20 protein-coding genes are annotated in these 20,121 nt (G+C 61.3%); 13 read left to right on the forward strand and 7 right to left on the reverse strand.

Annotated elements, in window-relative coordinates; genetic code table 11:
- Window positions 1-8: 8 nt before the first annotated feature.
- On the reverse strand, window positions 9-1,331 hold the full coding sequence (locus M5J06_RS03065) for a M20/M25/M40 family metallo-hydrolase (protein WP_250223939.1): 1,323 nt from the start codon (window positions 1,329-1,331) through the stop codon (window positions 9-11).
- A gap of 78 nt (window positions 1,332-1,409) precedes the next feature.
- Here M5J06_RS03065 and bioB point away from each other — a divergent pair, with 78 nt between their 5' ends.
- Genes bioB through M5J06_RS03080 form a run of 3 tightly spaced genes read left to right on the forward strand, consistent with a single transcriptional unit; the run spans window position 1,410 to window position 3,579 of the window.
- Window positions 1,410-2,390 (forward strand): biotin synthase BioB, encoded by a 981-nt coding sequence (bioB, locus tag M5J06_RS03070; RefSeq protein ID WP_070745377.1) that lies wholly within the window; start codon window positions 1,410-1,412, stop codon window positions 2,388-2,390.
- On the forward strand, window positions 2,390-2,644 hold the full coding sequence (gene bsaP / locus M5J06_RS03075; RefSeq protein WP_101736513.1) for a biotin synthase auxiliary protein BsaP: 255 nt from the start codon (window positions 2,390-2,392) through the stop codon (window positions 2,642-2,644). The genes bioB and bsaP overlap by 1 nt, the downstream gene beginning before the upstream one ends.
- Window positions 2,645-2,655: 11 nt before the next feature.
- On the forward strand, window positions 2,656-3,579 hold the full coding sequence (locus M5J06_RS03080; protein ID WP_154736192.1) for a Sir2 family NAD-dependent protein deacetylase: 924 nt from the start codon (window positions 2,656-2,658) through the stop codon (window positions 3,577-3,579).
- On the opposite strand, the gene M5J06_RS03085 is transcribed toward M5J06_RS03080, so the two are convergent.
- On the reverse strand, window positions 3,576-4,325 hold the full coding sequence (locus M5J06_RS03085) for an esterase/lipase family protein (RefSeq protein WP_250223940.1): 750 nt from the start codon (window positions 4,323-4,325) through the stop codon (window positions 3,576-3,578). The two genes, M5J06_RS03080 and M5J06_RS03085, sit on opposite strands and share 4 nt — an antisense overlap.
- 168 nt (window positions 4,326-4,493) lie before the next feature.
- On the opposite strand from M5J06_RS03085, the gene amn reads away from it, so the two are divergent.
- The 6 genes from amn to M5J06_RS03115 all read left to right on the forward strand — a co-directional run bounded on the left by amn (window position 4,494) and on the right by M5J06_RS03115 (window position 9,485).
- The gene (gene amn / locus M5J06_RS03090; protein WP_070520364.1) at window positions 4,494-5,897 is read left to right on the forward strand and encodes an AMP nucleosidase; all 1,404 of its coding nucleotides are present in this window, start codon (window positions 4,494-4,496) and stop codon (window positions 5,895-5,897) included.
- Window positions 5,898-5,950: 53 nt separating this feature from the next.
- Window positions 5,951-6,466 (forward strand): phosphoribosyltransferase, encoded by a 516-nt coding sequence (locus tag M5J06_RS03095; protein ID WP_070520361.1) that lies wholly within the window; start codon window positions 5,951-5,953, stop codon window positions 6,464-6,466.
- A complete protein-coding gene (locus M5J06_RS03100; RefSeq protein ID WP_250223941.1) occupies window positions 6,466-7,914 on the forward strand; it encodes a SulP family inorganic anion transporter in 1,449 nt (482 codons plus the stop codon). The genes M5J06_RS03095 and M5J06_RS03100 overlap by 1 nt, the downstream gene beginning before the upstream one ends.
- Before the next feature lie 118 nt (window positions 7,915-8,032).
- On the forward strand, window positions 8,033-8,515 hold the full coding sequence (locus M5J06_RS03105; protein WP_070525023.1) for a ferritin: 483 nt from the start codon (window positions 8,033-8,035) through the stop codon (window positions 8,513-8,515).
- Between the two features lie 63 nt (window positions 8,516-8,578).
- Entirely contained in the window at window positions 8,579-8,974 is a 396-nt protein-coding gene (locus M5J06_RS03110) for a hypothetical protein (RefSeq protein WP_070525025.1), read from the forward strand.
- On the forward strand, window positions 8,907-9,485 hold the full coding sequence (locus tag M5J06_RS03115; protein WP_070520350.1) for an HAD-IA family hydrolase: 579 nt from the start codon (window positions 8,907-8,909) through the stop codon (window positions 9,483-9,485). Before M5J06_RS03110 ends, M5J06_RS03115 begins: the two co-directional genes overlap by 68 nt.
- Here the strand turns inward: M5J06_RS03115 and M5J06_RS03120 are convergent.
- The gene (locus M5J06_RS03120; RefSeq protein WP_250223942.1) at window positions 9,482-10,558 is read right to left on the reverse strand and encodes an ROK family protein; all 1,077 of its coding nucleotides are present in this window, start codon (window positions 10,556-10,558) and stop codon (window positions 9,482-9,484) included. The two genes, M5J06_RS03115 and M5J06_RS03120, sit on opposite strands and share 4 nt — an antisense overlap.
- 98 nt (window positions 10,559-10,656) lie before the next feature.
- Here M5J06_RS03120 and M5J06_RS03125 point away from each other — a divergent pair, with 98 nt between their 5' ends.
- From M5J06_RS03125 to M5J06_RS03135, 3 genes are all read left to right on the forward strand, one after another.
- Window positions 10,657-11,226, forward strand: coding sequence for an LOG family protein (locus M5J06_RS03125; RefSeq protein WP_070624731.1), 570 nt, complete (start codon window positions 10,657-10,659; stop codon window positions 11,224-11,226).
- Between the two features lie 70 nt (window positions 11,227-11,296).
- Window positions 11,297-12,958 (forward strand): DUF885 domain-containing protein, encoded by a 1,662-nt coding sequence (locus tag M5J06_RS03130; protein ID WP_070624729.1) that lies wholly within the window; start codon window positions 11,297-11,299, stop codon window positions 12,956-12,958.
- Window positions 12,959-13,064: 106 nt separating this feature from the next.
- Window positions 13,065-14,315 carry an ATP-binding protein gene (locus M5J06_RS03135; protein WP_070533481.1) on the forward strand — a complete coding sequence of 417 codons (1,251 nt, stop codon included), beginning with the start codon at window positions 13,065-13,067 and terminating at the stop codon, window positions 14,313-14,315.
- Here the strand turns inward: M5J06_RS03135 and M5J06_RS03140 are convergent.
- Window positions 14,295-15,347 carry an AbrB family transcriptional regulator gene (locus M5J06_RS03140; RefSeq protein ID WP_369815737.1) on the reverse strand — a complete coding sequence of 351 codons (1,053 nt, stop codon included), beginning with the start codon at window positions 15,345-15,347 and terminating at the stop codon, window positions 14,295-14,297. The two genes, M5J06_RS03135 and M5J06_RS03140, sit on opposite strands and share 21 nt — an antisense overlap.
- Window positions 15,348-15,363: 16 nt before the next feature.
- On the opposite strand from M5J06_RS03140, the gene M5J06_RS03145 reads away from it, so the two are divergent.
- Window positions 15,364-16,140 carry a TSUP family transporter gene (locus M5J06_RS03145; protein WP_437177585.1) on the forward strand — a complete coding sequence of 259 codons (777 nt, stop codon included), beginning with the start codon at window positions 15,364-15,366 and terminating at the stop codon, window positions 16,138-16,140.
- Here M5J06_RS03145 and M5J06_RS03150 read toward each other — a convergent pair.
- Genes M5J06_RS03150 through M5J06_RS03160 form a run of 3 tightly spaced genes read right to left on the reverse strand, consistent with a single transcriptional unit; the run spans window position 16,137 to window position 20,105 of the window.
- Entirely contained in the window at window positions 16,137-18,332 is a 2,196-nt protein-coding gene (locus tag M5J06_RS03150) for an ATP-dependent RNA helicase (protein ID WP_250223944.1), read from the reverse strand. The genes M5J06_RS03145 and M5J06_RS03150 overlap by 4 nt on opposite strands.
- A complete protein-coding gene (locus M5J06_RS03155; RefSeq protein WP_250223945.1) occupies window positions 18,325-18,939 on the reverse strand; it encodes a sugar O-acetyltransferase in 615 nt (204 codons plus the stop codon). Before M5J06_RS03155 ends, M5J06_RS03150 begins: the two co-directional genes overlap by 8 nt.
- A 23-nt stretch (window positions 18,940-18,962) precedes the next feature.
- Window positions 18,963-20,105 (reverse strand): Fic family protein, encoded by a 1,143-nt coding sequence (locus tag M5J06_RS03160; protein ID WP_070520323.1) that lies wholly within the window; start codon window positions 20,103-20,105, stop codon window positions 18,963-18,965.
- Window positions 20,106-20,121 lie beyond the last annotated feature (16 nt).

The following is a 20,121-nucleotide window of genomic DNA, read 5'->3' on the forward strand; positions in this document are numbered from 1 at the left end:
CGTTTGCGTTAGTGCTCGCTTCCTAAGAAACGATTTACCAGCGAAAAATACGCCTTCACAGTCAAATCCAAGTCTTCCAGGTAGAGGTGTTCATCGTGGCTGTGCAGCTGCGAGTTTGCGCTGGCCATATCCCGATCCTCCGCATGCAGCGCGAAGCCATAGGCGTTGCCGCCGCGGCGACGAGCCACGCGCAGGTCGGAACCACCCGTCGCCAGCACCGGCAGCACCTCCTTATCCGGAAAAAATTCGTGGGCGGTCTCTTCAATGCAGCGCCACAGCTCAGTATCAGTCGAGGACTGTGTGGCGTCCTCCGTAATAAGGTGCTCGATCTCTACTTCGTCGGCCATATCGCCGAGGGCCTCACGCAGGAACTCGTCGAGCTCCTCCTGGGTCTGCCCGGGGAAGGGGCGGATGTCCATCTCTAGGTAGGCGTGGGAGGGCAGGACGTTGATGGCGCCACCCGCGCGCAGGACGGTTTGGGCAATCGTCGTGTGGGAGAAGGCGTGGGCGTAGGCAGACAAATTACCGAACTTTTCATAGTCGGCGGCGGTAGCGGAGCCGTCGAGAAGCGCTGCCTCCGTTGCGGGGTCGAAGCGGAAGGTCTTGACGAATCCCTGCCACACCTCATCCGTGGCCACGGGTGGCTCGGCGGCGGCGATGCGGCGAGCGACTTCACCAATCTTGACGATGGCAAAGTCCTTCCCAAACGGCGTGGAGCCATGGCCGGCATCGCCATGCACGTGCAGGCGGCGCTGGCCCGCGCCCTTCTCTCCGACGTTGAAGCCGAGCGCGCCGGGCAGGTGGCTGCCGCCGGTTTCCGAGAGGCAGTTGCGCACCGAGTAGGCCTCCGGGTGGTGCTTATCCATCCAGATGGAGCCCAAGCCGCCGCGGGCCTCCTCGTCGGCCATGCCGACAAAGGCTAGGGTGCCGCCGGGGTTGCCGCGCTGAGCGACATCGCGAGTCACCGCCGCCATCGTCGCCGTAATAAAGAGCATGTCCACCGCGCCGCGGCCGTAGAGCTTGCCATCTTCGATGACGGCGTCGAAAGGCGGCCTGGTCCACTTGGGCTCGTCGACGGGCACGACGTCGGTGTGGCCCATGAGCGTGAGCGGCTCCTTGTCCGGGTCACCCGGAACGGTTACCACGATGGTGACGCGGCCCGGGTGCGATTCATAGCGTTGAATCTCCACCGGGGTGCCTGCGAAAAACCGCTCCAACGTGTCGGCATTGCGGACCTCGTGGCCGGAGTCAGGCGTGAGGTCATTCACGCAGGCATTGCGAATGAGCTGCTGAAGCAGTGCGAGGGTGTCGTCGTAGAGCGTGGAATCCATGGCCTAAAGGGTAGCCCGGACTACATGAAACCGGCAGATTTACCACAACTTGAACGGTGTTCAAGTAAGGTTTCCGGCATGAGCATCGTAGACATCGCACGCGAGAAGGCCCTGGAGCAGGGCATCGGCCTCAACGAAGAAGAACTCCTGCAGGTCCTCCAGATCCCGGATGAGCAGCTGGAAGAGATCGCGGACATCGCCCACAAGACCCGCCTCAAGTGGTGCGGTCCGGACGTGTCCGTGGAAGGCATCATCTCCATTAAAACTGGCGGCTGCCCGGAGGATTGCCACTTCTGCTCGCAGTCGGGCCTCTTCGAGTCCCCAGTACGCGCCGCGCGCCTCAACATCCCGGAGCTGGTGGAGGCCGCCAAGAAGACCGCCAAGACAGGTGCTACCGAATTCTGCATCGTGGCAGCTGTGAAAGCCCCAGATGAGAACCTCCTGTCCCAGGTTGCCGAGGCCATTCCGGCCATCCTGGATGAAGTCGATATCGAAATCTCCCTCTCGCTCGGAACCCTCACCCGTGAGCAAGCCCAGCGCCTCAAGGACATGGGCGCTCAGCGCTACAACCACAACCTGGAGACCTCCAAGTCCTTCTTCCCCAACGTGGTCACCACGCATACCTGGGAGGAGCGCAAAGAGACCCTCGAGAATGTCCGTGCAGTCGGCATGGAAGTCTGCTCCGGCGGCATCATAGGAATGGGCGAATCACTAGAAGACCGCGCCGAGTTTGCTTACCAGCTGGCCCAGATCGAGCCCTGCGAGGTGCCGATGAACTTCCTTGACCCGCGCCCGGGCACACCATTCGCGGACTACCCGCTGGTCCCGCTCGGTGAGGCGCTGCGCGCCGTGGCCGCCTTCCGCCTGGCCATGCCGTCCGTGACCCTCCGTTTTGCGGGCGGCCGCGAGCTCTCCCTCGGTGACGACGGCACCGAAAAGGGCCTCCTCGGCGGCATCAACGCCATCATCGCCGGCAACTACCTGACCACGCTGGGCAAGCAGATCGAGAAGGACGTCGACATGCTCGGCCGCATCGACCTGCCCATCAAGGCCCTCTGATGAACAATTCGACGGAGCTGGCCGCTGCCGTTCTCGCCGGCGAGGAGCCACTGTTTCACCCCAACACTGGGAAACCACTGAGCGAGGAATTCACCTTGCACCCGGCAGCCGCGGCCGGCCTGGACGTCCCGCGCTATTGCCAGTTGTGCGGGCGCCGCATGGTGGTGCAGGTGCGCCCGGATGGTTGGAACGCGCGCTGTTCGCGGCACGGCGAGCTCGACTCGGACCACCTTTATGAGGAGGCACTTCCGTAAGCTGGGGCACCATGGATCCCGCTGTTGCCCACGCCCATCAGTCTGCGCTGCGCTCGATTTCCCGCGTCGTCACCGAGATTGCGACCCCGACGCCTCCACAACAAGCGTTGAACGCCGTCGCCGAGCAACTGCGCCGCGGCAACGTCATGGTCCTTACGGGAGCAGGTGTATCTACAGAATCAGGCGTGCCGGATTACCGTGGCCCGAATGGCTCTCTCAGCCGGCACCGCCCCATGACCTACCAGGAGTTCCTGCACGACCCGCAGGCCTCGCACCGCTACTGGGCCCGCGCCTTTGTGGGCTGGCGGGTCATGCAGGCCGCACACCCCAACCGCACGCACTACGCCTTGGTCGAGCTCGAGCGCGCCGGGCTTCTCACGGGCGTTGTCACGCAGAACGTTGATGGCCTGCACGAGGAAGCTGGGCAGCGCAACCTCATCGCCCTGCATGGGGACATGCAACACGTCGTGTGCTTGAGCTGCGGGTACGAAGAAGCACGCGCGGAGTACGACACCCGCGCGGCCACAGCCAACCCGACGTACCTCCAACGCTGGGCAGTCAACAAGGACGACGTCAACCCCGACGGTGACGTCGCCCTCAGTGAAGAAGCAGTGGAAGAATTCGTCATGCCCGGCTGCGTGCAGTGCGGCTCGCAGCGCCTGAAGCCAGACGTGGTCTATTTCGGTGAGCCAGTGCCTACTTACAAAAAGGACGCCGCCTATGCGATGGTCAACGCGGCGGACTCGGTGCTCGTTGCCGGTTCTTCGCTGGCGGTCATGAGCGGCTTTCGGTTCGTCCTAGAGGCCAAGAAACAGGGCAAGCGCGTGGCCACCATCAATGGAGGGCCGGGACGCGCCGACGATCGCGTCGACACCCTGTGGCGCACCCAGGTGGGCCCGGCTTTCGACGCGATCCTGGATGAGCTAGAACTCTAAAGCTGCTCTAGCTCTTCGAGCACCACCTGGCATACCCGCTTGTCCAAGGGCATATCCTCGTGGCGGATTATCGCGCGGCGCTCGATGTCCTGGATATAAATGTTGCGCACCTGAGGGCCGTTGAGGAAGCAGGTGTTGGGCGGAACCACGACGGCATCGGAGCGCGTGGCGATGCACGTATAGCTCACACCGGGTTCGACCTCACCGCCGCGGTTCGTGGCCTCCACGACCTCGCTGCCGACTACTTGCTGCATGCCGGCGGGGCCAAACCAGCCGTCGATAAGCGTGCGCACGACCTCCTCCTGGCGCTCGCCGCGGAAGAGGGGGCTGGCAATTCCGCCCTGGGTCGTTCCGTGGTTGGGAGCACTGATGCAGACGACGTGCCGTACAGACTCCGCGCTATCGTGCATGCGCATCCAATAGCGAGCCAATAACCCACCTTGTGAATGCCCCACGAGGATCACCTTTTCCGCGCCGGTGACGGCAAGGACGGCCTTGATGTAGGCGTTGAGCTGCCGGGCGGATTCCTGCAGGGGAGCGGTGGCGCGGGTCCCGTAGTCAGGGGCGAAGGTGGCCCAGCCAGCGGCGCGGAGCATGTCTGCGAGGACTTGCCAGACGCCTTTGCTGTCGCAGGTTCCGTGGATCAAAATAACCGGCCAGGGTCGTTCGGCGGTGGGGCGCGCGGACCAGTCGTCTTCGCACACGCCTCGCGTCCGCCTGCGGGCACCGAGGGGGAGTGTGGTCATGGGATTGCAGTTTACCCTTGACGCTCCTCCAACTTTTTTACTAAGCTAAGGCTTGCCTAATACGGGCCGGGCGGTGAGCTCCACACCGCACGCGTTACCGGATTAGTCATGGGGATAGAGCCCGCCGCCTCACCGCGGCGGGCTTCTTTCATGGATACACTCGCGAGCATGACCGACCTGCAGCATGTCCACTCCGTCAATGAAGCGATTTCCCGCCTCAGCGAGCTCTATGACAGTTCCTGCGAGCTGGCACGTCACGCTCTCGCCTCGGGGGACCACGACGCCTACCGCCACGTGGTCTACCCGAAGATCACCGTGGATATCCGCCAATGGACACCCATCGACCGCTCTGAGCCCTTCGGCTACGTGGACCAAGAGGGCCGCTACTCGGCAGTGATATCAAAACCATGGCTGATTCGTAGCTACCTCACGGAGCAGCTCACGCGGCTCACCAATAACTACCCCTGCGATATCTACGTCGGTCAATCGGATGAGCGCATCCCGCCGGAATATATCCGGGGGATTACAGAAATTCCCCAGGACCGCGGCGACATACCCCGGCCCACCCTCGATGCGGTTCATGACGGGATCGTTGACGGCGCGTGGAAGGCCTTCCACGGGAAAGAAAAGCCGCTGTTCCACTTTGGCCCGCAGCGCTTCGACATCGCCTGCGCTCGCATTGAGCACTACACCGGCATCGAGGTGGACACCGTGCAGAAGTACATCCTGTTCACCAACTACGCCATGCACACCACCGAGTTCGTTAAGTTCGGCCTGCGGGAACTCTCACGTGAGGATTCACGCTATACCGCGCTCGTGCTGCCCACGGGGGAGACCATCCACTCCAATGACGCGGTGCTTCTCGACGTCGACGAGCTCACCCTCACCTCCCGCTACCAGATGCCCCGTTTTGATCTCATCACCGCCGGCGGCGATGGCATCACCATGATCAATATCGGTGTGGGCCCTTCTAACGCCAAGACCATCACAGATTGCCTGGCGGTGCTGCGCCCAGAGGCCTGGATCATGATCGGCCACTGCGCAGGGCTCGATGGCCGCATGCGCATCGGCGACCTCATCCTGGGCAATGCTTATCAGCGTGAGGACCACATCCTCGACGGCACCGTCACCACCAGCAACCCGATTCCCGCCATCCCGGAAATCCAGCGCATGCTGGAGGCCGCCGTCGAGGAGGTATACGGGAAAGACAATTCGCTCATGCGCACCGGCACGGTGCTCTCCACCGATGACCGCAACTGGGAGTGGCGCACCTCCCGGGACTTGTGGGAATGGCTGCGCCACTCCACCGCGGTGGCCGTGGACATGGAATCCTGCACCCTCGCTGCCAACGGCTACCGCTACCGCATCCCGTATGGCACTCTGCTGTCGGTGTCCGATCTACCTTTGCATGCCGTGCCCAAGCTTCCCGCCCAAGCGCAGGCCTTTTACTCGAACTCGAAGGAAGCCCACGTCATGTGTGCGGTGCGCGCGGTGGAGGCGTTGGCGGAGAATCCGGAGCGGCTGCGCACCCGCAAACTGCGCCGAACGGTGGCGGAGGTTCCGTTCCGCTGAGGTAGATGATTAGACTGAGGGAAATGCACAATCTGGCGAAGGAGACCTAGACGATGAGCACCCCGGAGTGGTGGAACCCGGAACGCGAGAACCTGACGTGGGAGGTCTTCGGTGAGGCCAGCCGCTACCTTTCGCAACAAATCGTGGATTCGGGCTGGTTCCCGGATCTCATCGTGGGCGTGGCCCGCGGAGGCTTGATCCCTGCAGGCGCTATTGGTTATGCCATCGGCGTCAAAGAAATGGGCGCTATCAACGTGGAGTTCTACACCGATATCGGTGAGACCCTGCCGGAGCCGATTCTCCTTAACCCGCAGCTGGATACGGATTCGCTCAAGGACAAGAAGGTCCTCGTCGTCGATGACGTAGCGGATTCCGGCAAGACCCTCGACCTCGTGGTCAACCTGCTCGAGCAGACCGCGTCCGAGGTCAAGTCTGCCGTCATCTACACCAAGCCGACCACCATCTTTGAGCCGGACTTCTCCTGGAAGAAGACCGACCAGTGGATCAACTTCGCGTGGTCCGTCCTCCCGGTCATCACCCGCGATGGTTCCTTCAAAGACGGCCACTAATGTCTGACCGTTCCGCCGGTTCTTTCCGCGCGGCCTTCAGCTCGCCCGCCCGCTTCCGCAAGGAGATGTTTGGCGGGCTTGCTGTTGCGCTGGCCCTCATCCCTGAAGTTTTAAGCTTCTCCATCCTCGCCGGGCTCGACCCCAAGGTGGGGCTCTTCGCCTCCGTCATCATGGCGATGTCCATCGCCATCACTGGCGGGCGCCCAGCCATGATCTCCGCCGCGGCGGGCTCTGTCGCCGTGGTCATCGCGCCCCTGGCCCACGAGCATGGCCTCCAGTACGTGCTGCTGACCATCTGGATGGCGGGCATCCTGCAAGTAGTGATGGCAATGCTGGGCGTCGCCAAGCTAATGCGTTTCATCCCCCGTAGCGTCATGCTGGGTTTCGTCAACGCGCTGGGCATCCTCATGTTCACCGCGCAGCTGGGTCACCTGTGGCAGGTGCCGTGGCTGGTCTATCCTCTCGTTGCTCTGGGCCTCGTCATCATGGTGGTGTGGCCGCGAATCACCACGGTGATCCCCGCGCCCCTCGTGGCGATTGTGGTTGTCACCATGTTGACTGTGATTTTCGGCTGGCAGGTTCCCGACGTCGCGGATCAGGGCGAGCTGCCGACTTCCCTGCCCGGTTTCGTCATTCCGGATATCCCGTGGACGAAGGACACCTTCCTCCTCTGCCTTCCCTATGCACTGGGCGTGGCCCTCGTCGGCCTCATGGAATCCCTGCTCACCGCCAAGCTTGTCGACGACCTCACGGATACCCACTCCGATAAAACGCGCGAATCCGTAGGCCAGGGCATCGGCAACATGCTCGCCGCTGCCATCGGCGGCATGGGCGTGTGCGCGATGATTGGCCAGACCATGATCAACGTCAAGGAATCGCAGGCACGCACGCGCTTGTCGACGTTCCTCGCCGGCGTCTTCCTCCTTATCCTCATCCTCGTGTTGGGGGACACCGTAGGGAAAATCCCCATGGCTGCTCTTGTGGCGGTCATGTTCATGGTGTCCTTTCACACCGTGGATTGGCGCTCGGTGCGCACGATTCACCGCATGCCTTTGAGCGAAACCCTCGTCATGCTGGTGACGGTGATTGGCACCTTGGCCACGAATAATTTGGCGGTCGGTGTGATCCTCGGTGTGCTCACTGCCTCGGTGGCCTTTGCACGCCGCGTCGCCCACCTCGTGTCAGTGGAGCTGGAGGGCAATGTCTACACCGTGCGCGGCCAGCTCTTCTTCGCCTCTTCCAACGATCTGGTCTATGCCTTCGACTACACCCTGCCGGTGGAGAAGGTCATCGTGGATTTCTCCGAGGCCGATATTTGGGATGCCTCAACCGTCGCGGTACTCGAGTCTGTGGAGGGCAAGTATGCGAGCCGCGGAATAGCGGTGGAATTCCGGGGCCTCGATGGCGCAAGCCTTCAGCGCTATCAGAGGATTTCTGGTTTGGGTTAGGTAAACCTACCAGAAAAAGTGTTATGACGTGCGAGTTTGCTTAAGATCGCCTTGCTAGCGCGTCCTGAGTTTTTCTGTATTGTGGGTAACACAAAAACGGATGAAAGGAAGCACCCTCATGGATGAGAAGCTGCAAACCCTCCTCAACGAGCAGGTCAACAACGAGCACGGCGCGGCCCTGATTTATACCCAGCTGGCATATGAGATGGACAATCTGTCCTTCCCGGGCATGCGCGATTGGTTCTTCAAGCAGGCAGAGGAAGAGCGCGAGCACGCGCAGAAGTTCGCCGAGCACCTGCTGGACCGCGGCTACCGCGTGGAGCTGGAGGATATCCAGGTTGGCTCCGTCAAGGCCGCTACGCCGCTGGATGCCTTCGAGGCATCCCTCGCGCATGAGCAGAAGGTCTCGGAGCAGATCCGGGAGATCGCCCGCACCGCAGATGCGGCTGGGGACTTGGATTCCCGTGGTCTCATCAACTGGTTCCTCGAGGAGCAGGTTGAGGAAGAGTCCTCCGTGTCTGAGATCATTGACCAGCTCAAGCTGGTGGGCAATGACGGTTCTGGCCTGCTGCGTGTCGATGGCTCGCTGGCGCAACGGTAACGAAGCCATATAGTTTGCGCGGATTCTCCCACGGCCCCCTGCGGTTGGTGGGAGAATTTTTTTATGACTACAACGCGCCTCATGCTCATCTGCGGTGCCCTTGCCGGGCTAGCGATTGCATTGGTCGGTGGCATGTGGCTGGCGGCAACGAACATGGCTCTGGGAACCTTTTTCTTCGCCCTCGCGGTGATGCTCGGCCCATTTGCGGGCCTTGCCCTCTTATTGTGCGCCGCCGCGGCGGCGACGGCGCTGAGCCGCTCCCTGTTTAGCGTCGGCGGCTTATTCCTAGTGGGGGCAACCTCGACGCTGTGGGCGCACGGCACACTATCGCTTCCGCTCTTCGTAGCGGGCACGCTGACTGGCGCTCTTGCGGTCTGGCTACACTGGGCGCATGGCCACTTTGCTCTTCGACCTCTACGGCGTGCTCATGCGGTCAGCTACGCCCGCCGGGAACGCTGAGCTGGAGGATTACCTCCGTCCCGACAATGTAGAGCACTTTTGGTCTCTTTATGAGGAGTTTCGCCCTGCATATGACGCTGGGCACCTGAGCGATGCGCAATATTGGGGCCGCATTCGCGCGCTGGCCGGTCTTGCTCCTTTTGATGTCAGCCACGCCATCGAATTGGACACCGAGCACCTGCTGGTAGCCGACGAAGAAATGGTTCGTGCGGTCCTAGGGTTTATTGGCCAGGGCCATAGTGTTGGCATCCTGGCGAATGTGCCAGCGGCATTGGGAACCAGGATCCGCCAGACGCAGCCTTGGCTGGAAGAATGCGCCGCCGTGACGCTGAGCTGCGATATCGGGGTGGCCAAGCCGGATCCGGAAGCCTACCTCGTGGCCGTGGATGCCCTCGGGGCCCAGGCCAAGGACACCCACTTCTTCGACGATCGGCCGGACTTCGTCGCCGGCGCCCAGCACCTTGGGCTCAAAGCCCACCTTTTTACGGGAATTACTTCAATCCCCTTTTAGGCAGCTTTGGCCTCGCGGCCGAGATCGAGCGGCACGCGCAGCAGAGGATCCAGCGCTACAGCGCGGGTGCAGGCGCGAACAATCTCGGTGTGCGAGGGAACCATGCGCAGCTCCACCGGGTGGTCGGTGGCCTGGCGTACAGCGGAAGCAAAGAGCTTCGGCGCTGCCGGATCATCTGAGAAGGCTCCGCCGGCTACCACGAGGGTGTCCGGTTTATGCTCAGCCAAAAGCTCAGCGGCGGTGGCGCCGAGGGAGCGTGCGCGGTCGTCGAGAAGCGCTCGCGTCTCATCGTCAGCGTTCGCAACCACGTCTGGGAAAGACTCCTCACCTGTCACATCGAGCACCGCCTGCGTAGCGAGAGAGTCAGGGTCATCGATGTCGAGCTGCACGATCTCATCGCCAACTGTGAGCGCAGCACCGACGGAGTCATCCGCGTAGAGCACCATGACGGGCTTCTCCGCTCCCATCTCCGTCGACTGCGTCTCTGAGCCGAGGATGGCCGGGATGACGGAAGATACAACTACCGGAACGCCGAACTGATACTCCAGGCGGCTGGCGATGTCCATTTCGTCCCACCCCAGGTTGTGGGCGGTGATGCGCCCGGCCTCGTTGACGCTGCCGGAGGTGGTCATGCCGACTGACACCAAGCGGCGATCCAGGCCGGCCATGAGGCGATTAACGCCAGCGATGATGTGCTCGATGACGCCACTCGCGCTCAGGCGAGAAACCGGTGTAGCAACGTCTTCCTCGCGGAGCGTGCGTCCCTGCGTGTCAAAGAAGGCGATGTGGGTAAAGGCGGTACCGACGGCAATGCCGGCCAGCATCCAGTCATTATCCGCTACCTCCAAGGGCACTGTGGGGCGCCCGCGACCGCGGGACTGCGTCAAATCCGTGCGCTGGCGGATCAGTCCAGCACCCAAAAGCGCGGCGGTGGCGCGGGTGATTGTGGGCTGGGAGAGTCCCGTGGCTTCGACAAGCTCACTGCGGGTGACAACGGGGTTGAGTCGAATGATGTGGAGGCACTTCGCCGCTGGGGTGCGGGGGCGCGTGAACACGGGACCGGATTTAATCATGGCGTCAAGTATAAATTCACCAGACCGCATTGTCTAATAGAAATTAGGATTCAGTAGACATCATGGTCTAGAAATGCGCCTGCGATAGAGTGATACCCATGGATTCTGTTGCTGTGTACTGCGGCTCCGCCGCCGGAAACTCTGAGGCCTATAGCCAAGCCGCGCACCATTTGGGGGAGGAGCTCGCGCGCCGAAACCTCACCCTGGTCTATGGCGGTGGTGACGTAGGCCTGATGGGTATCGTTGCGGACTCCTGCCTTGCCGCCGGCGGAACCGTCATTGGAGTAATCCCGCGCCAGCTCGTCGATTACGAGCTTTCCCACCAGCGGGTAACCCAGCTCGAGGTGGTCGACACCATGGCCCAGCGCAAGACGCGCATGGAGGAGCTCGCCGATGCCTTCGTGTGCCTGCCGGGTGGCGTGGGGACCCTGGAGGAGCTCACCGAGGTCCTCACCTTGCAGCAGTTGGGCAACATCGATGGTCCGGTGGGACTCGTAGACGTGAACGGCTACTGGCAGCCGTTTAGAAAAATGTACTCCGCAATGGTGCAGGAGGGGTTTGTCCAAAAACGCTTCCTCGATGCGCTCGTGGTCAATGCCGATCCAGCTGAAGTGCTGAACGAATTCGCATCCTGGGTGAGTCCGGGTAGCAAGTGGAGCAACAATTAGCTAACAACCTGGTAAATAAGGCGGCACCAGGTTGGCCCAAACCCCCGGATCTTCGTTAGACTTCGCCCTTATGAGTTTTGACCAGAACGCAGAGCGCCAGCCTTCGCTGCTGGACGCGTCGTGCGATAACTTCGTCCACGACCTCGCGCAGCTCACGCCCACCGATGCCACCGCGTGGGGAATCCCCGGCTTCGATGGGGAGCTGGAGGATTTCTCCCCGGAGTACTACTCCTCCGTGGCGGATCGCACCCGTGAGATGATGGCGGATCTCGATGCACTCGATGACACCACCGACGAATCCGACGATGACGACGATTTCGACGAGGTGGACTACGTCACCGCCGCCGTCCTGCGCGACCGTCTCTGCCTGGATCTTGACCTGCACCATGCTGGCGAGGACATCCGTTGTCTTAACAACATTGCCTCGCCGGTGCAGACCATCCGCGACACCCTGATGCTCATGCCGAAGGACACTCCGGAACAGCTCGACGCCCTGCGTTCGCGCCTGTCGAAGGTGCCGGCATCCCTCAGCGGCTACAAGGAGTCCCTCACCGAGGCGGCGTCGCGTGGCATGGTGGCGCCCCAACGCCAGATCTCGGAAGTATTCGTGCAGAGTGAGCGGCTTGCCGACGCCGGCTCCATGCTCGAGGACCTTGGTGTGGAGGGCCCCGAGGTGGACGCGGCCAAGGAAGCCTTCGGCGAATTCGCCGATTGGCTTTCCAACGAGCTGCAACCGCAGGCTCCGTCCCAGGACGCGGTGGGCCGGGAGCGCTACGAGCGCTTCTCCAGGCTTTTCGTCGGGGATGCCGTGGACCTCGATGAGGCTTATGAGTGGGGCCTGGATCAGGTGCGTTCCATCAAGGCGGAACAAGAAAAGATCGCCCACGAGCTCTACGGCTCCGACGTGACGGTCCGCGCCGCGATGCGCAAGCTCAACGAGGAGGAGCGCTACCAGCTCCACGGCACCGACGCGCTGGTGGAGTGGATGCAGTCCACCGCGGATCGCGTCATTAAGGACCTCGACGGCACCGCCTTCGATATCCCGGAGGCCGTTAAAGAAATCGAGTGCTGCATCGACCCGGCCGGCACCGGCGGTATCTTCTACACCTCGCCGTCGGATGACTTCTCCCGCCCCGGCCGCATGTGGTGGTCCGTACCGTCTGGTCAGGAGCTTTTCCACACCTGGCAGGAGCTGACCACTGTCCACCATGAGGGCGCGCCGGGCCACCACCTGCAGATTGGTGCCGCGCTGACCCAGCCTGACCTCAATCTGTGGCGCCGCGCGGTGACCTGGAACTCCGGCCATGGTGAAGGCTGGGCTCTCTACGCGGAAGCACTCATGGCGGAGCTGGGTTACATGGATGACCCAGGTTTCCGCATGGGGCTTCTCGACGCCCAACGTTTCCGCGCCGCCCGCGTCGTGGTGGACATCGGACTCCACTTGGGTAAGCCTTTGCCGGATTGCAACACGTCCGGTGTCTGGGATAAGTCCCACGTCAAGACCTTCATGCGTGAGAACACCGCGATGGATGATGCCAACCTCTCCTTCGAGGTCACCCGCTACCTGGGTTGGCCGGGTCAGGCTCCGTCTTATGCCTTGGGCCAGCGCCTGTGGCAGCAAACCCGCGACGCTGCGGTGGAGCAGGGCATGGACGTACGCGATTTCCACTCCCAGGCATTGGCCCTAGGCTCTGTGCCGATGTCGATCCTGCGTGAGACAATTCTGGACTAAAACCCCAGGTCGCTTCTTAGACTCTTGGATTTATCCACACCTGACTCTTGGATTTATCCACTAGTGACTCTGTGATTTATCCACTTGTCGGGCTAACATGCGTGGTATGTACCTGCCCCGAATCGTTGATGCAGAAGTCGAGAGAGGGCTCCGTGTTTCGGGAGCCCTCTTCCTCAAAGGCCCCCGTGCAAGTGGGAAAACATCAACAGCACGCCAATTCGCAAAGTCCGTCATTCAACTTGACCGTGACTCCCCAGAAGCAAACCTTGCGCGCATGCAACCGGCTTTGGGGCTTCAAGGGGCGCGGCCGCGGCTTATTGATGAGTGGCAGGTTGTCCCTGCTATCTGGAATGAAGTGCGCCATGCAGTTGATGACTCACCGGAGAAAGGACAGTTTCTCCTTACAGGCTCCTCCACGCCCAATGACGATGCCACCAGGCATTCGGGCGCAGGCCGTATTCGTTCGATTCAATTGCGCACGTTGAGTTTGGCAGAGCGAGAACTTGCTGCTGAGCGGGTATCACTGGGCGCCATCATTGCTGGCAATCAAGAGCCTACAGCCGGGACGGACGCCACCGTGGCGGATTATGCCCGATGGATCGTTGCTGGTGGTTTTCCGGAGTTCTTTGACCTTGATCCGCTCGACGCGCAGGAAGGGATGGAATCCTACCTCACGGAGATGAGCGAGCACGATTATCCGGAGCTTGGCGGACCGCGCCGCGATCCGCGCCGTTTCCAGTCTTTCCTTCATGCCTATGCCGGACTAGTTGCCCAGCCGGCCACCGCTGCAGCGATTCGTAAACGCATAGGAGAACTCAGCAGCGCTACCTCGACACCAGCCGCAGAAACTGTGAACGTCATTCACGATTTTGCTACGCGCCTCTTCCTTATTGAGGATCAACCAGCTTGGTCACCGCGTACGAGGTCGAAGACTTCCATGGTCCAAATGCCTAAACGCCAGCTTGCCGATCCCGGTTTGGCTGCTGCTTTGTTGGGAACGGGTCCAGATAAACTGCTTGGGGATTTAGAGACATTAGGCATCCTCTTCGAGGCGCAACTTGTGCACGATCTGCGCGTCTATGCGCAGGCACTGCGTGCGCGCGGAGTATTCCACCTGAGGGATATGAAGGGGCGCGAAGAAATTGATGCAGTAGTGGAGCTTCGAGATGGTTCGTGGGTGGGATTTGAGGCGAAACTTTCGCACAACGAGGTCGATGCAGCGGCAGCACACCTTAAGCACGTAGCCGCTAAGCTTTCTTCGCCTCCAGCAGCGCTGATAGTTGTGATTCCCAGCGGTCCAGCTTTCCAACGTCCGGATGGGGTCTGGGTGGTACCACTAGCGGCGCTTGCGGAATAGCCCCAGAATCTGCGGCAGGTAGCCGGCGATGACCAGCACGATGATGAGTCGGATAATCTGCACGGCCACCACGGCGGGACCCGCCCCTCCTTCTGCGGACAGCGCGAGAACCGTCTCCAGCGCGCCGGGCGAGGTGGCGAGGTAAGCCTCAAAGTAGGTGATGTCTAGCCATGCGGTCAACGGCAGGGCGGTCAGCGCACACACGCCGATGACCACGACAATGAAGAGGATCGTCGCCGGCAGCTGCTTGGCGAAGGCCCGCAGTGCCGGTACCGACAGCCCGCCACCACAGACCCAGCCGATGGACATGAATGCCATGATCTTGAACACGTAGAGCGGCTCCAAGGTGTGGCCGGCTGGGATAACCTGAGCGACCAGCACCGTCAAGATGAGCGGACCTAGCACCGCAGCCGCAGGCAAACGCACGAGCTTGCCTAGCTTCTCACCAACCACGGCGATAGCGAGGGTCAGCAGCACAATCCACCACGTGACCTCGCCGTCAACGCTCATGTCGACGCCTTCGCCCGCAGGAGCATCTAACAAAGAAACCACCAAAGGGAGCGATACCGACACCGCCAGGAGGCGCAGATATTGCGTCAGCGCCACGTAGCGGTAGTCCGCACCCAGCTCGCTAGCCAGCGCGGGCATGAGCGAGGCTCCGCCGGGCAGCATGGATAAAATGCCCGTCTCCCAGGAAATATCCTTCGGCTGTGAGCGGTGTAGCAGAACACCGCCAGCGACACCGATAAGCACGGTGATGAGGGACATCGTCACCGCAGCCGGCACAAAGCCAATGAGCGTGGAGGCAGGCACAAGGGTCAGCGGTATCCCCGCCATCATTCCGATGAAACCGCGAGCGACAGCATAGAAGCGATCGTTGACGGAAAGCTCCTTGCCCGTCGTCAGTGCCATGGCGCCGGAGACCACGATGGCGCCCAGAATCCAGGCGGCGGGCACGTGCAGGTAGCTGAATACTGCCCCGAGAGCAACAGATCCCGGGGCAACGATGGCCCACCTTGCACGCACAGACATGCAATCGAGTTTAATGATGGTCATGGGCTTTGGATTGAGTGGTTGGGCGATTCTCACTATTGGAGCTGCCGTGGCCGGATGGATCGACGCCGTTATTGGTGGCGGCGGCCTCGTCCTTATTCCGCTCATCATGGCGGTGGCACCGCAGCTTGCTCCCGCCGCCGCCCTAGCCACAAACAAGGTGGCGGCGGTATCTGGCACAGCGTCAGCGGCCATTACGCTCGTCAAGAAAGTCCGCCCGCCGAAGAGCGAGCTCATCCGTATGGGTCTTATCGCCCTTGTATGCTCCAGCCTCGGCGCCACGGCGGTCGCGCTCATCGACAAAGACATCATGCGCCCAGTCATCATCGTGCTCATGGTGGCGGTGGGTACCTTCGTTGCTTTCCGTCCAAGCTTCGGAAGCGGCGAAGGAGAGGGAATCCGCGGCGGTTGGCGCACGTGGGCGGGGTTAGCCGCCGTGGCGGCCATTGCCTTCTACGATGGCGTCTTTGGCCCCGGCACCGGCATGTTCCTCATCATGGCATTTACAGCCATCTTCTCCCAGAACTTCCTTACTTCCGCCGCGATGTCCAAGGTGGTCAACACGTGCACCAACGTTGGCGCGCTCATCGCCTTCATTCTGGGCGGGCACGTGGTATGGGGCCTAGCACTTGTTCTCGCAGCGGCAAATATCATTGGTGCGCAGCTGGGCGCGCGAACAGTGCTCGGCGGCGGTGCGAAGCTCATCCGTTATGCGCTGCTCACTCTCGTCGTGGTGATGAGCGTGTACCTGGCCTGGCAGCAGTGGGGTTAAATCCTGTTCTTCGTCTTTGCGGTTGCTACCGCATTCCACGGGTCCTCGGGCCACGGGTGTTTTGGGTAGCGCCCGCGCATGTCGGCGCGCACCCCGGCATAGGGCCCGGACCAGAAGCTGGCCAAGTCATCGGTCACAGCAAGCGGCCGCCCGGCGGGAGACAGTAGATGGAATTGCACGTGGTGGCCGCAGTATTCGGGGGACTCCGCTAAACCAAAACACTCCTGCAACTTGATGGAAACCACCGGGCGCTCGCCGGACCAATCAATCTTTGCATCACGCCCGGACGGCACCGGCAAACGCTCCGGCGCGAGCTCGTCCAAGCGGCTGGCTTCGGGCCACGGCAGCAATCGTTGCAGCGCCGGATACATGTCTGGGCGCCCGCCAATCGCCAACTCATGCAGCTCCGGATCCAGCCACTCAAGGTTGGCATTGTCGATATCTGGCCACGGCTCACCGTATGCCCGATACAGATGCCGCAGACGGTCCCGCAGGTTCTGGGCCTTCTCGCTGAAGTGGAACAAGCTTAAGCCCTGTCCGGACTTACGCAGTGCCTCCACCGCCTCATCGCCAGAGACCTTTACGGGCGTCTCCGACAACACGATGGCACCTGCCGCACGCACGCGCACGCCGCGGACCTTGGATCCGTCGAGAAACGCTCGCGTCTCCTCCGTGACGCCGACGATCTCGAGCGCATCCTTTTCCGCGATGGGCACGGCTTCACGAATGATGGCGTTACCAGATTGCGCCAACGACACCTCCGCCACCGCCAACCAGTCAGCTCCCTGTTCACCGTTGAGTAGCCGCGCGCGGGTACCGCTCGCTAACAAGTACTCCTTGTCACCCACGCGCTTAGCCACGAACTCCGGGAAGGCAGTAGCGACCACCACGCCTGGGTCCACCGGCCCCTTGTCGGGCACCAGGCGGGCCAGCCGCTTCGGGTCCGAATCATCCAGGCGGGCAATCGTGCGTGCTGCCCCCGCACCGTACTTCAACAGTGCCGCGCCCCATCGTGGGTGGGTCGGTAGCAGCGCCAATTCCTCGCCAGCGTTAAGCAATTCCAGGGTGCGGTGGGCGTCGGCAAGCGCAGCCTTCGGCGGTTGATCAAGCAACGGGAAGTCCGGTCCCGCGCCCCAACAGTCCATGAACAGCGCCGCCTGCGTGAGGTCCGCGGAAAGGATTTCTGGAATCACGTGCGGAGAAAAGTGCTGGTAATCCTCCTGCGAATAGCAACGGACGACGGTACCCGGCGCCTCACGCCCGGCACGTCCAGCGCGCTGATCGGCGCTGCTTTTCGACGTCGACACCGTCACCAACCCACTCATCCCGCGCTGCGCATCCCGCTTGGGAACGCGGGACAATCCAGCATCGATGACGGTGCGCACGCCCGGCACGGTCAGCGAGGACTCCGCAATAGACGTCGCCACCACGATGCGCTGTTCTCGCGTATACAGGGCCGCGTCCTGCTCCTGCGTGGTTTGGCGGCCGTGGAGTGGGAAAACGTTGTGGCCGCTCAAGGCATCACACACCAGGTTGACCTCGCGCACACCCGGCACAAAGACCAGAGTGGACTCGTGCTGCCGCGCGGCAACCTTGGCCACGCTTTTCCAAAAGTCTCGATCGCCCGCGGCACGTCCCGGAATCGGTTCATAGGAAATGTCGAGCGGGTACGTTACGGCCTCGGTGGAATGGATCGGCGCCCCTCCCATGAGCTGGGAGAAGCGGGAGGCGTCGACAGTCGCGGACATAGCAATGACCCGAAAATCATCGCGGAGCTGAGCCAACTCCAAGCACATGCCCAGCACCAAATCGGTATCGAGCTGGCGTTCATGCACCTCGTCGATGGCTACGGCGGAAATCCCTTCAAGTTCCGGATCCCGCAACAGTCGGCGCAACAGCACGCCGGGGGTAACAAACTCGACGTCCTGACCTTTGCGGGAATCACCGCGCACCGCATAACCGATGCGCTGGCCTGACAACTCTTGAAGGCGGTTTGCCGCCGCACGCACAGCTACTCGGCGCGGCGCGGTGACGAGAACCTTGCCCTCCACTTGGTTAGCCAGCGCTGGCGGTATGAGCGTGGTCTTACCCGTGCCGGGCGGGGCCTGGACGACGACGTGACCGGCGGAAGGCAGAGAATCGATGGTTTCCAGGACGGGAAGTCCTGTGCCGATCGCCTTGAGATCAAACATCGAGATCTTGGCGCTCCCACCTATCTTCGTTGTCCTCCAGCTTGCGCACCACACGTCCCGGTGAGCCCAAGACCAGCGAGTTATCCGGGATATCCTTAGTCACCAGCGTGCCCGCTCCCACGACGCAGTTCTTGCCGATTGTCACGCCCGGCAGCACAGTGACATTGGCACCAAACCACGTGTTATCGCCGACGCTGATAGGTTTCGCAATCTCCCAACCTTCTGCTCGCATCTCATGGTCGTTGACAGGATGCCCCACGGTAATAAGCGAGCAGTTCGGACCGATCATGACGTGATTTCCGAGGGTTACAGGCGCCTGCGCCAGGATCGTCGCGCCAAAGTTGATGAAGACGCCCTTTCCGATGGTCACATTGCAGCCATACTCCAAGTTGAGCGGGACGTGCAGCCCGGGAACCTCGGACTCGGGCGAAAGCAGCTCTCGCAAGATCTCCTTCGCGCGCTCTGGGTTGGTGTTGTGCAGCTCATTGAGCTCCTTGACCAGCAGGAAGCCGCGGCGATGTTCGGCGCTGACCTCCTCGTTGACACCGGGCATGAACCACTGCCCGCTGGTCATGCGCTCAAAGGATCCTTCGTCTGGGTGATGCATGTCAGCCATCCTATTCCCTCGTCTTAGTCTCGAGTCAGAACATCGAGAGCGGCACGGTGAAGGAAAACCTTGGAGCGGCCTTGTTGGATTTCTTCGAGGATTCCTAAATCTACGAGATGTGCCAGCCACGCGCTGGCAGTTTGGCGTTTGACGAAGCCCATCTCTACCACGTCAGTAATGCGTACATAGGGCTTGATAAGAATGAGCTCGGCCATCTCGAGCGGATGGTTAATCACGCCCGCAGAACGTATTCGTTGCGCAGTGTTTTCCTGGATAGCCCGAAGCTGGGTAATCATTGAGGAGGCGTCGGCAGCCGCTGCGTGAACGCCGCGGATCATAAAGAGAAGCCAGTCTTGCCATGCTCCCTTGGCTGTAACAGCGTTGAGATAGCGATAGTAGTCTGCTTTGTTGTCGACGATATACCCGGACAGGTATAAAACCGGCAGCTCAAGAAGATCTTCTTGAATGAGGTAGAGGACGTTAAGGATTCGTCCAGTGCGCCCATTGCCATCGTAGAAAGGATGGATTGCTTCAAATTGATAGTGAAGCAGTGCCATCTTTACGAGGGAATCAACGTCGTGGCTGCAATATATATAGTCCTCCCACGCTGCGAGATGGCCCTCGATAATCTCCTTTCCTTCAGGTGGGGTGTAGAGCCGCTCCTTCGTTACAGGGTTACCGATAAATGTGCCCGGAAGTGAACGCACCTCGGCCTGAGTATCTAGAAGGGTGCTGCATACGATTTTTGCCGTCTTCTCGGATAGAGGTCGCTGCGATAGCGAGGAAAGTCCAGCGTGGAGCGCGGCGTTATAGCGAAGAGCCTCCTTGGTGGCAGGAGTCGGCTCAGCATCGACGTGCCACGCCGCACGGAAGAGCTCGTCATTAGTGGTGACGATGTTCTCAATCTCGGAGGAAGCACGAGCCTCACGCAGTGGAATCGTTGAGGTGATGATCTCCGGGTTGGGAATGAGCTGGCAGGCCGTACGCAGTTCAGCCAGTTTTTCCTTAGCATCGATGATGGCCTTAAGCACGGGAACGGTTTCCACCACTTCTGCTGGTGGGAGGGGCGGAAGCCCATTGTAGGGGGTGTCCGGGCTATAGGTTGGCATGGTAAAAGAATAGACATGTTGAGCGGATATGTCGATTTTTTCTAGAATTTTCGACATATCTGGGTGACTTGTC

The sequence above is a fragment of the Corynebacterium intestinale genome (assembly GCF_023574125.1).
GTDB classification, from domain to species: Bacteria; Actinomycetota; Actinomycetes; order Mycobacteriales; family Mycobacteriaceae; genus Corynebacterium; species Corynebacterium hesseae.